Source organism: Planococcus kocurii, assembly GCF_001465835.2.
In the GTDB taxonomy this organism is placed as follows: Bacteria; Bacillota; Bacilli; order Bacillales_A; family Planococcaceae; genus Planococcus; species Planococcus kocurii.
This window is the reverse complement of sequence record NZ_CP013661.2, coordinates 297962-310256: the sequence shown is the minus strand read 5'-3', so window position 1 is coordinate 310256 and position 12295 is coordinate 297962. Positions and strand designations below refer to the sequence as shown.

Below are 12295 nucleotides of genomic sequence, written 5' to 3'. Positions count from 1 at the left end.
CGCGGAAGCTAATACGAGCTCTCGTCCCTTGCGTAAAGCAAGGGGCGAGAGCTTTTTTGTATGGAAAAATAAAGGAGTGAACTAACAGATGAATATTCAAGCGCCACGCGGCACATATGATGTGCTGCCCGATCAATCTGCTAAATGGCAAGAAGTTGAACAAAAAATAAATAACCTCTGCAGACTTTACCAATACAAAGAAATACGCACGCCAATTTTTGAACACACGGAATTATTCCAGCGCGGTGTCGGTGACACGACAGATATCGTTCAAAAAGAAATGTACACATTCCAAGATCGTGGCGAACGTTCGTTAACATTGCGCCCAGAAGGCACAGCTTCAGTCGTTCGTTCTTATGTTGAGAATAAATTATTTGGTATGCCGGACCAGCCGGTAAAACTATTTTATACCGGTCCAATGTTTCGCTACGAACGTCCACAAGCAGGGCGCATGCGCCAGTTTGTCCAATTTGGAGTAGAAGCAATTGGTTCCAAAGATCCAGCAATCGATGCTGAAGTAATTTCACTGGCAATGGAAGTATACCGTGCTGTCGGGCTTAAGCAATTACGCTTAGTCATCAACTCACTTGGTGATACGGAAAGTCGCGTAGCACACAAAAAAGCCTTGGTTATCCATTTCGAACCGAGTATCAATGAATTTTGTAGCGATTGCCAGACGCGTCTCGAGAAAAATCCGTTACGTATTCTAGACTGCAAAGTAGACCGTCAACATCCGTTAATGGCAACAGCGCCGTCACTGGCCGATTATTTAAATGAAGAATCACAAGCTTATTTTGATGAAGTGCAAGCTTACCTTTCAAGCATGGATATTGAATTTGTCGTGGATCCGAATTTAGTGCGCGGACTTGATTATTATAACCATACCGCTTTTGAAATTATGAGCGATGCGGAAGGCTTTGGTGCCATTACCACTTTAGCTGGTGGAGGACGTTACAACGGACTTGTTGAAGACCTTGGCGGACCCGAGTCACCTGGAATTGGTTTTGCGATGAGTATTGAGCGACTGTTACTAGCGCTTGAAATGGAAAAAGTCGAAATTGGTCAATCCAATAATTTAGAAGTTTACGTAGTAGCGATGGACGAAACGACGAAGAAAAAAGCCTTTGCTGTTGTTCGTGATTTACGCTTGAACGGCATTTCGGCTGACATGGATTTCGCCGGGCGCAAAGTAAAAGCGCAAATGAAATCAGCTGACCGTAAAGGAGCTGCATTTGTTGTCGTTATTGGTGAAACGGAACTTGAGAGCGGCAAAGTGGCATTAAAAGAAATGGCGACGGGTGAGCAACAGGAAATGGCATTCGAAGAAATCGCAGCAAGCTTATTGAAAAAGAAATCACTGGAGGAATAAATATGTCAAGAACGCATTATTGTGGAGAAGTGAACGAAACGGCTATTGGACAACGTGTCACATTAAAAGGATGGGTACAAAAACGTCGCGACCTTGGTGGATTAATCTTTGTGGACGTCCGTGACCGTTCTGGAATTGTGCAAGTTGTGTTTAATCCGGAAATTTCAAAAGAAGCCGCTGCCATTGGCGAATCGTTACGTAATGAATTTGTCGTTCATATTGACGGACTGGTTGTCAAAAGAGCAGAAGGCCAAGTTAATACTGCGATGAAAACTGGCGAAATTGAAGTGCAAGTAGATCATGCAGCTGTAATAAACGCTGCGAAAAATCCCCCATTTGCCATCGAAGACAATACAGATGTTAATGAAGATTTACGCTTGAAATATCGTTACTTGGATTTGCGTCGTCCTGCGATGTACGAAACATTCAAAATGCGTTCAGACGTGACAAAATCGATTCGTCGCTTTTTGGACGAAGAAGGTTTTATCGAAGTGGAAACACCGATTTTGACAAAATCTACACCTGAAGGCGCACGTGATTATTTAGTACCAAGCCGAGTTCATGATGGCGAATTTTACGCTTTGCCTCAATCTCCGCAATTATTCAAACAAATGCTGATGGTATCTGGCTTTGATAAATATTACCAAATTGCACGTTGCTTCCGTGATGAAGATCTTCGCGCGGATCGTCAACCTGAATTTACACAAATCGATATGGAAATGAGTTTCCAGTCAATGGAAGATATCATCAGTATGAATGAACGCTTAATGGTTCAGATGATGAAAGATGTGAAAAAAATCGACATCGAACCAACTTTCCAGCGCATGAGCTACACAGAAGCAATGGACCGTTTTGGTTCAGACAAACCAGATGTACGCTTTGGTTTAGAGTTGACGGATGTTTCGGATCTAGTAAAAGATTCAGCGTTCAAAGTCTTTACTGGCGCTATCGAAAACGGCGGTCAAGTAAAACTGATTAATGTTAAAGGGCAAGCGGCAAATTATTCTCGTAAAGATATTGACGCGCTAGGTGCTTTTGCCGCAGTTTACGGAGCAAAAGGACTTGCCTGGTTGAAAGTGGAAGAAGAAGGCGTGAAAGGACCAATTGCTAAATTCTTTGAAGGTCAAGCCGCAACTGCTTTAACAGAACGAGCGCAAGCAGAAGCAGGCGACTTATTATTATTTGTTGCAGATAAAAAATCGGTAGTTGCAGATGCGTTAGGCGCACTTCGCTTGAAATTTGGCAAAGAATTAGCGTTAATCGACAACTCAGTTTATAAATTCTTATGGATTACCGATTGGCCATTACTTGAGTACGACGAAAAAGATGGACGCTACTATGCAGCTCACCATCCCTTCACCATGCCGTTCGAAGAAGACTTAGACAAACTGGCAACTGAGCCACAAAACGTTCGCGCACAAGCTTATGACCTTGTTTTAAACGGCTATGAGCTTGGTGGAGGATCGTCGCGTATTTATCGTCGCGACATTCAAGAGAAAATGTTTGAAGTGCTTGGCTTTAGCAAAGAAGAAGCGAACGCGCAATTTGGGTTCTTGATGGAAGCATTCGAATATGGAACACCTCCACACGGTGGAATTGCATTTGGTTTGGATCGTCTTGTTATGCTACTTGCAGGTCGCACGAACTTGCGTGACACAATTGCGTTCCCCAAAACTGCCAGCGCTAGCGACTTGCTGACAGATGCGCCGAGTCAAGTATCAGGTGCGCAACTTGAGGAATTGAGCCTATCTTTGAACATTCAGAATAATAAAAAAGTAACAGAGTAAAAAGCTTGTTTAAATAAAAAAGGTGTGCTAACATAAGTCTATAGAGAATCCTGATGTGTTCGTTTTAAGCAATTCGATTTTGACCCAACATTATGTCGTCGGGAGATCGAATTTCACCATGGCTAACATGCCTTAACGGGAAGTTATAAGTGGTGAAGAGGTCACCCACCTGCTTTCAGCGGGTTCAAACGATGCGCACCAACAAAGACGGCACGATTGGGATTCTTAATTAAAAAATCATTTTTATCCCTTTGACAATTTATTGTCGGAGGGATTTTTAATGTGTATAATCCCTATTATGCGTATCAACTTTGAAGGGCAGTGACGGAATGCTACACCAATTTTCCAGAAATGAATTAGCTGTAGGAAAAGAAGGAATCAATTTATTAAAAAATGCGACTGTCGCGATACTTGGCGTCGGAGGTGTCGGATCGTTTGCAGCAGAAGCTTGTGCGCGGAGCGGCGTGGGTACGATTATACTCGTTGATAAAGACAATGTAGACATCACCAATATCAATCGTCAACTTGTTGCGAATTTATCAACGGTTGGACAATCGAAAGCAGAGGTTATGAAAACTCGGATTGCTGACATTAATACAGAATGCAAAGTAATTTCATTGCATATGTTTTATACGGAAGAAACGTGCGAAGAATTTTTTAGTTACACTCCTGATTACGTGATCGATGCGTCCGATACAATGATTTACAAAGTCCATTTGATGGAAGAATGTTATCGTCGTGACATAAAAATCATTGCCAGTATGGGAGCGGCCAATAAAACTGATCCCACACGTTTCAAAATTGCGGATTTTTCAAAAACCCATACGGATCCATTAGCGAAAATCATTCGCAAAAAATTACGCAAAAACGGAATTTACAAAGGCATTCCGGTAATTTTTTCAGATGAAAGTCCAATCATTGTTCGTGAAGACGTAGTAGAAACCGTTGGGAAGCCGGATGCAACCATTCGAAAAGCTCAAATGCCGCCTTCATCAAATGCCTTTACGCCATCAACTGTGGGCTTGATTGCTGCGAGTTGGGTAGTTAACGATATTACCAAATCCATTCCGATTACACGGGTACGTATGAATTAATCAAAAAACCGGCTCTTTTTATGAGCCGGTTTTTTCTGTTGTTATAACGGATAATTTTGTAGAAATAGGGGCTGTCTTAAAAGTCACTTTTATGACTTTTAAGACAGCCCCTTTGCTCGATATTCATATCATTTTTTGTTTTTTCGAAAGCTTTTCAGTTTTTCGTAAATGCCTGCAAATTTCTTTTCCTCACCAGCAATGATGGGCTTATAAAACTCGGCTGACCTTATTTCTTTTGGCAAATAATCTTGATCTGCCCAACCACCGAACGAGCCGACGGGCGTGTCGTGTGGATAGCGGTATCCGCCGTGCCCCAGTTCGGCGCTTCCTGCGTAATGTGTATCGCGCAAATGCAATGGAATGTCGCCAACATCGCCTTTATTAATAGCTGCAGTTGCAGCATCAATGGCTTTATAGGCAGAATTGGATTTTTCGGACAAGCACATTTCAGCGACTGCTTGAGCGAGCGGGATGCGGGCTTCCGGTAAACCGAGACGATCAGCTGCTTGGCAAGCGGAGAGAACGTGTCCGCCAACAGCAGGATTGGCAAGTCCAATGTCCTCATAAGCCATAACGAGTAAACGGCGTGTAACAGCAGTTAAGTCACCATTTTCTAATAAATGCGCCAAATAATACATTGCTGCATTGACATCACTTCCGCGCACTGATTTTTGTAATGCAGACAATAAATTAAAAAAATGCGATCCTTTTTTATCACCGAACACGCCGACACGCTTGATCATTTGTTCGACCATCTGATCTTCCACAATGTATTTACCATCGATTTCATCAGAAGCAATGACAATCGATTCAAGCATCGTTAATGCTTTACGGGCGTCACCATTGGTACCTTCTGCAATGCGTTCGACTTGTTTTTTGGAAATCGCAATGTGTTCGCTGCCGAGTCCACGTTTGGGTTCGGCCAATGCGCTATTTAGCAACTGCACAATATCTTCTTGAGACAGCCGCTTTAATTGCTTAATTTCACCGCAACGCGAACGGATTGCCGGATTAACGTCATGAAATGGATTTTCCGTAGTCGCACCAATCAAAACAATCGAACCGCTTTCGACATGCGGCAGCAAAGCATCTTGCTGCAACTTGTTAAAACGGTGAATTTCATCCAGAAACAACAATACTTTACCGGTCATCCGTGATTCGGTCACGACTTCTTCAACGTCTTTCTTGCCAGAAGTTGTGGCGTTCAGCGCGATAAAAGGTAAATTCGATGTCCCTGCGATAGCGTGAGCGATGGAAGTTTTGCCGATGCCAGGCTCGCCGTACAGCAGCATAGAAGGTACATGTCCATTACTAATCATTTTATATAAAGCCGTATGTGGTCCGATGACGTCTTTTTGTCCGACGACTTCATCAATCGTTCGAGGACGCATACGAAAAGCTAAAGGTTCGTTGTGCATAGAAAAAACTCCTTTCGGATATTCGTTCTATCAGTATAGCGTTTGAGGTTTCAAAAGTCATTGCAAGTCCATTCAAGTCAAATTATGATATACTGTTTTGAAGAATAAACGTAGTTAAAACGGCGATTTTATGATGTATTATTAGCATTATTCTGTTAATAAAACTAGTCGCACGTAGGGAAGTATTCGAGAAGAGTAAATTCGATTTTTTATCGAGAATAATTTGTTTTAAACAAGTATGGAGTAAACTAGCGGAGACTCCCGCGGGAAAGCGCAGCTAGTTTACGGAATACCAACCTTATGAAAATTATCAAACTTAGAGGTGTACTCATGAAAATTTCAACCAAAGGCCGTTACGGTCTGACAATTATGATTGAACTTGGCAAACAATACGGAGAAGGTCCGATTCCATTGCGTAAAATTGCGGCAGAAAATGACCTTTCTGAAGCTTACTTAGAGCAACTAGTGGGACCACTACGCAACTCAGGGCTTGTTAAAAGTGTCCGCGGGGCATATGGCGGTTATATGTTGACGCGCCACCCAAAAGAAATTTCAGCAGGAGATGTGATTCGTGTTTTAGAAGGTCCCATCCAACCTGTTGAAGGCATTGAAGACGAAAAGCAACCGCAGCGTGAGCTATGGGTACGCATTCGTGATGCAGTAAAAAATGTTCTCGATACCACAACGATTGAAGATTTGGCAAACGCCGAAAACGGTGAAACTGAAAATTACATGTACTATATATAAAGGGGTCAACAACTATGAATCGAATTTATTTAGATCATGCGGCGACTTCGCCCATGCATCCCGAAGTGGTGGCGACTTTTTCTGAAGCACTCGGAACGGTTTACGGCAATCCTTCAAGTATCCATGGTACCGGTAGAGCGGCACGTAAAAAACTGGACGATGCACGCAAATTGCTAGCTGACAGCATACAGGCTCATGACCATGAAATTATTTTTACTAGCGGGGGTACTGAAGCGGACAATACGGCAATTTTTGGCACGGCTGCAAAAAAAGAAGGAAAGCATATCATCACTACAATGATTGAACACCATGCCATTTTGCATGCTTGTGAGGAATTAGAGCGACAAGGCTACGACGTAACTTATTTGCCAGTGGGTGAAAATGGACGCGTGCGAGCAGAAGACGTGAAAAATGCGCTGCGTGAGGATACAATTCTAGTATCGGTCATGATGGGCAATAATGAGGTTGGAACCATTCAACCGATTGCCGAAATCGGTGAATTGTTAAAAGATACAGATGTGACATTCCACACCGACGCGGTTCAAGCATTTGGTATATTGCCAATCGATGTTAACGTATTAAACGTTGATTTATTATCGGTCTCTGCGCATAAACTAAACGGACCTAAAGGTGTTGGCTTTTTATACCAACGCAAAGGAACGGCGGTAACTCCATTGTTGTACGGAGGAGAACAAGAACGTAAGCGCCGGGCAGGAACGGAAAACGTACCGGCGATTTCCGCATTTGCTAAAGCAGCAGAAATTGCGTTAGCAACGATGGAAGAAAAAACAACAGCTTACGAGCAATACAAAACGATGTTTAAAGACGTTTTGGATAAACAAAACGTCAACTATAAAGAAAATGGCAGTCATTCTATGCCGCATATTTTAAATCTCAGTATTTCAGGTATAGAAATTGAGTCGTTTTTAATCAACTTGGATTTAGCGGGGATATCAGCTTCAAGCGGATCAGCGTGCACAGCAGGTTCAATTGATCCATCTCATGTGCTTGTTGCCATGTACGGCGATAAGGCTGTTGAAAGCCGTAATTCTATTCGATTTAGCTTCGGCTTAGGATTGACGTCTGAAACAATTAAGCAAGCTGCCGAAAAGACAGCTCAAATCAGCCAGCGTTTGGCATTAAAATGAAAAGGTGAATAAAATGACAAAATCATTACATGATACACGTGTTGTCGTCGGCATGTCCGGAGGGGTTGACTCTTCGGTTGCTGCGTATTTATTGAAAGAACAAGGTTACGATGTTATCGGCATCTTTATGAAAAACTGGGATGACACCGATGAAAATGGCGTCTGCACTGCGACAGAAGATTACGAAGACGTCATTCGCGTCTGTAACCAAATTGGTATTCCGTATTATGCGGTAAATTTCGAAAAGCAATACTGGGACAAAGTTTTCACGTATTTTTTGGAAGAATACAAAGCAGGACGTACGCCAAACCCAGATGTTATGTGCAATAAAGAAATTAAATTCAAAGCCTTTTTAGAGCATGCTTTAAGTCTGGGGGCCGATTATTTGGCAACTGGTCATTACGCACAAGTTGAACACGCAGAAAACGGCGAAACAAAAATGTTGCGTGGCAAAGACAACAACAAAGATCAAACTTACTTTTTAAATCAACTAGACCAACATCAATTGTCGAAAGTGATGTTCCCAATCGGCCATATGGAGAAAAAGAAAGTCCGTGAAATCGCGCTAGAAGCGGGACTTGCAACAGCGACGAAAAAGGATTCCACGGGTATTTGTTTTATTGGAGAACGGAATTTCAAAGAATTTTTGGGTCAATACTTGCCAGCACAACCGGGTCAAATGGAAACGTTAGAAGGCGTTAAAATGGGTTCACATGACGGGTTGATGTACTATACAATCGGACAGCGACAAGGTCTCGGAATTGGTGGCGCGGGAGACCCGTGGTTTGTCATCGGCAAAAATTTGAAAAAGAACATTTTGTACGTGGGACAAAACATTCATCACGATGCGCTTTTCTCAGATAGCTTAACTGCGGTAAACTTAAGCTTCACATCAAATACAGCACTAAGCGGGATACTAGAATGCACAGCAAAATTCCGTTACCGTCAGCAAGATGTTGGTGTAACTGTTGAATTCAAAGGCGAAAGAGCCATCGTGACATTTGCAGAGCCGGTCCGCGCGATTACGCCTGGTCAAGCTGTCGTGTTTTATGATGGTGAAGAATGCCTAGGCGGTGGAACGATCGATCGTGTCTTTAAAAATGGCGCACGTTTGGAATATGTCGGTTAATGGGAGAGACAACAATGAATTACAACGAAATCGGGATACAAGCATTACAAGAAGGCAATACTGAAAAAGCCGTTGAAGCTTTCACACAAGCAATCGATGAACAACCGGACAACCCGCTAGGCTATATCAATTTTGGGCATGTCTTAACGTCGATGGACGAAATTGACCGTGCGGAAAGATTTTTCCAAAAAGCCATTACGCTTGATGAAACATCAGCGACGGCTTTTTATGGTTTGGCTAATTTGTATTTTAATTCAGAGCGTTATTCAGAAGCATTAAAGCTATATGAAAAAGCATTGCAATACGAACTTGAAGGCGCAGATGCGCATTTTATGATCGGTAAATGCTTTGAAAAACTAGAGCAGCCGAAACTAGCGTTGCCGTATTTTCAACGCGCGGTAGAACTGGATGAACAGGATGTTCAAGCCCGCTTGAGCTATGGCATCTGTTTGGCATCTATGGAATTATTTGAACTAGCAGAACCTCAATTTCTACAAGTAATCGACAGCGAACCAGATCATTCGGATGCTCATTATAATGTGGGTGTTCTTTACGCAGTCTCGACAAATCGTACAGAAGACGCTATGTATCATTTGAAACTGGCGTATACGCTAGATGAGCGCAATGAAATGGCACGATATGCTTACGATATGATTGCAACGACATTACAATAGCTACGTGAAGAGGAGACGACAGAAATGACCGGACAAATCGATTTATTTCAAGAAGAAAAACAGTTTGTATTAGGGCGTCCTGTCGTCTCGATTTTTCACAATCCTCAAAACTTATTCTCCATAGCCAAAGTGAAAATTCAAGAAACCAACACCCCGTACACTGAAAAAGAAATTATTGTATCTGGCTATTTTCCGATGTTAACGCTCGAAGAACAGTATCGTTTTACAGGCGTCGTGAAAAATCATCCGCGTTATGGTGTTCAATTCCAAGTAGAAACGTTTACGAAAGAAGTACCAGAAACCGAACAAGGAATTATTCATTACTTGTCCAGTGATATGTTTAACGGCATTGGCCGGAAAACAGCAGAAACAATCGTCAAAAAACTCGGCAAAGATGCGATCAAGAAAATTCTTGAAGACCCTGATGCATTAGATAAAGTGCCGCGGTTGTCAGATGATAAAAAAGACACCATTCGCGCCACTTTACAGATGAATCTCGGTCTGGAGCGTGTGATGATTCAGCTCAACGACTGGGGCTTTGGCCCTCAAGTGGGCATGCGAATTTATCAAGCTTACCGCGAAGAAACCATTGAAATTTTGACGAAAAATCCTTTTCAGCTGATTGAAGAAATCGAAGGAATCGGTTTTCAACGTGCCGACGAACTCGGAACCAAGCTTGGCATCACTGGCAGTCATCCGGACCGAATCAAAGCGGCAATTTTGCACATTCTAAACCAAGCTTCTCTGTCTGAAGGCCATGTCTATGTAGACGCTAAAACCTTGATTCCGCTAGTTAAGGAAATGCTCGAATCACGTCAGCAAGGAGAAATTGCGATTGAAGCGATTTCGAAAGCTGCTATCGAATTAAATGAAGAAAGTAAAGTCGCAGGCGAAGAAACGCGGCTTTATTTGCCATCGCTGTATTATTCAGAAGTTGGAATTGCGACGAAACTGGAAACTTTACTGGCCGAACAAGAAAATCGCACAAAGTTTCCAAGTTCAGAAGTTCGTAAAGCGCTTGGTGAAGCAGAGGAACGTCTTGGTGTGAATTATGCAGAAACGCAAGTTGACGCGATTGAAAACAGTATTAATTCATCGGTCATGATTTTAACGGGTGGACCGGGTACCGGTAAGACCACGGTTGTCCGCGGATTGGTGGAAATCTATGCAGAACTGCACGGGTTGTCACTCGATCCGAAAGAATACGCCAAGAAAAAAGAGCCGTTTCCCATTATCCTAGCAGCACCAACGGGACGTGCGGCCAAGCGCTTGAGTGAATCCACTGACCTACCGGCAATGACAATCCACCGTTTATTAGGCTTTAATGGGCAAGAAAAAGACGAAGAAACCGAAAAAGAAATCGAAGGCAAATTAATTATTATCGATGAAATGTCGATGGTTGATACGTGGCTTGCTCATCAATTGCTAAAAGCAGTACCAGAAGACGCACAGCTAATTTTCGTTGGAGACCAAGATCAATTGCCGCCGGTTGGTCCCGGACAAGTGCTAAGAGATTTACTCGAATCAAAACGGATTCCGACTGTTGAGCTAACCGATATTTACCGACAAGCGTCAGGTTCCTCCATCATTGAACTCGCCCATCAAATGAAAAATGGACAATTGCCTGAAGACATCACTGTAAAGACGGCCGATCGTTCATTTATCAAAGCGGGAGCCGACCAAATTCCTGCTGTTGTTGAAAAGGTTGTGAGGAGTGCCTTGTCGAAAGGTCATTCGATTAAAGACATTCAAGTGCTTGCTCCGATGTATAAAGGACCAGCCGGAATCGATGCTTTGAACCGTCTGATTCAAGAAATGGTCAACCCGAATCCGGATGGCAAACGAAAAGAATTAGCATTTGGTGACATTACGTACCGCATCGGTGATAAAGTGTTGCAGCTCGTCAATCAACCAGAAAGCAATGTCTTTAATGGTGACATGGGTGAAATTGTCGCTATTATGAAAGCCAAAGAAACCGTTGAAAAACAAGACATGTTAGTGGCGTCTTTTGACGGCATTGAAGTAACTTATGAACGCAGCGATTTAAACCAACTCACGCTAGCATACTGTTGTTCGATCCATAAGTCACAAGGATCTGAATTTCCAACTGTCATCATGCCAGTAGTTCGGGGCTACATGAAAATGTTGCGCCGCAATTTGCTTTACACGGGTATTACTCGGAGTAGGGATTTTCTTATTCTCTGTGGAGATCCAAGCGTCTTCCGTTACGGAGTTGAACGCACGGACGACGCACAGCGCATGACCACATTAAAAAGCCGTCTAGCGGTCACAACCGAACAACCAAAAACCGAACAACAAACAAAGCAACAAGTCGAGACAGAACAATGCGGTCCCGTCAGTTTAACTGCCGAAAATGTCCACGCCATCCATCCAATGATTGGCATGGAAGGCATTACTCCACAAAAGTTTATGGAAGCTTGAGTAGATCTTTAAAATTTACACAACATGCAAAGGAAACCGTAATTTAGAATGCGGTTTCCTGTTTGTGTTGAAACTAAATTTCATATAAATACTTGTTATGTAAGTTACGAAGTAAACCAACGGAGACTCCCGCGGGATAGCGAAGTGCCGAAATCTACTCGGGCGTTAAGGCCGAGTTAGTTCGGCGCAAGCCCGCAGGAAAGCGGAGTTGGTTTACGCAGTAACACTGCCCAATTAAAGTATCACTATTGACATCACGCAAAGCTTTTTCTATAATTCAAATTAGATTGATAGACAAACACATTGATGGAGACAGTATAAAATCGGATTCGAAAAGAAACGGGACCCTAGGCTGAAAGGCTCCGACGACAGTCGATTTTAGAAAGCTACTCCGGAGTGCAGCTAATTCCTGCCGTTGAACCGCGTTAAGGTGTTCGAGAGACACAGAGCATGCTGCTTTGTGTAACTAGGGTGGTACCGCGAAATA

The 12295-nt window shown here is 42.9% G+C and carries 9 protein-coding genes, 1 other RNA gene and 2 other annotated features (2 of these 12 cut by a window edge); of the genes, 9 read left to right on the top strand and 1 reads right to left on the bottom strand.

Annotated elements, in window-relative coordinates; all coding sequences use genetic code 11:
* Positions 1-32, top strand: a binding site (T-box leader); it begins 207 nt to the left of the window's first position.
* Positions 33-88: 56 nt separating this feature from the next.
* From hisS to AUO94_RS01565, 4 genes are all read left to right on the top strand, one after another.
* Positions 89-1369 carry a histidine--tRNA ligase gene (gene hisS / locus AUO94_RS01580; protein ID WP_058385607.1) on the top strand — a complete coding sequence of 427 codons (1281 nt, stop codon included), beginning with the start codon at positions 89-91 and terminating at the stop codon, positions 1367-1369.
* 2 nt (positions 1370-1371) lie between these two features.
* A complete protein-coding gene (gene aspS / locus AUO94_RS01575) occupies positions 1372-3156 on the top strand; it encodes an aspartate--tRNA ligase (protein ID WP_058385606.1) in 1785 nt (594 codons plus the stop codon).
* A gap of 44 nt (positions 3157-3200) precedes the next feature.
* Positions 3201-3383, top strand: a non-coding RNA gene (gene ssrS, locus AUO94_RS01570) — 6S RNA.
* A gap of 102 nt (positions 3384-3485) precedes the next feature.
* Positions 3486-4250, top strand: a complete 765-nt coding sequence (locus AUO94_RS01565) for a tRNA threonylcarbamoyladenosine dehydratase (RefSeq protein ID WP_058385605.1) — start codon at positions 3486-3488, stop codon at positions 4248-4250.
* A gap of 128 nt (positions 4251-4378) precedes the next feature.
* Here AUO94_RS01565 and AUO94_RS01560 read toward each other — a convergent pair whose 3' ends face one another.
* Positions 4379-5668, bottom strand: a complete 1290-nt coding sequence (locus tag AUO94_RS01560) for a replication-associated recombination protein A (RefSeq protein ID WP_058385604.1) — start codon at positions 5666-5668, stop codon at positions 4379-4381.
* 330 nt (positions 5669-5998) lie between these two features.
* On the opposite strand from AUO94_RS01560, the gene cymR reads away from it, so the two are divergent.
* The 5 genes from cymR to recD2 are packed head-to-tail and all read left to right on the top strand — an operon-like array spanning position 5999 to position 11808.
* Entirely contained in the window at positions 5999-6415 is a 417-nt protein-coding gene (gene cymR / locus AUO94_RS01555) for a cysteine metabolism transcriptional regulator CymR (RefSeq protein ID WP_058385603.1), read from the top strand.
* A 14-nt stretch (positions 6416-6429) separates the two neighbouring features.
* The gene (locus AUO94_RS01550; protein ID WP_058385602.1) at positions 6430-7563 is read left to right on the top strand and encodes a cysteine desulfurase family protein; all 1134 of its coding nucleotides are present in this window, start codon (positions 6430-6432) and stop codon (positions 7561-7563) included.
* Between the two features lie 13 nt (positions 7564-7576).
* Complete coding sequence (gene mnmA, locus AUO94_RS01545; protein WP_058385601.1) at positions 7577-8692, top strand: tRNA 2-thiouridine(34) synthase MnmA; 1116 nt, start codon at positions 7577-7579, stop codon at positions 8690-8692.
* Positions 8693-8706: 14 nt separating this feature from the next.
* Positions 8707-9366: a tetratricopeptide repeat protein gene (locus AUO94_RS01540; RefSeq protein ID WP_058385600.1), complete on the top strand. Its 660-nt coding sequence runs from the start codon at positions 8707-8709 to the stop codon at positions 9364-9366.
* A 24-nt stretch (positions 9367-9390) separates the two neighbouring features.
* The gene (recD2, locus tag AUO94_RS01535; protein WP_058385599.1) at positions 9391-11808 is read left to right on the top strand and encodes an SF1B family DNA helicase RecD2; all 2418 of its coding nucleotides are present in this window, start codon (positions 9391-9393) and stop codon (positions 11806-11808) included.
* 294 nt (positions 11809-12102) lie between these two features.
* Positions 12103-12295: a binding site (T-box leader), on the top strand (it continues 17 nt past the right edge of the window).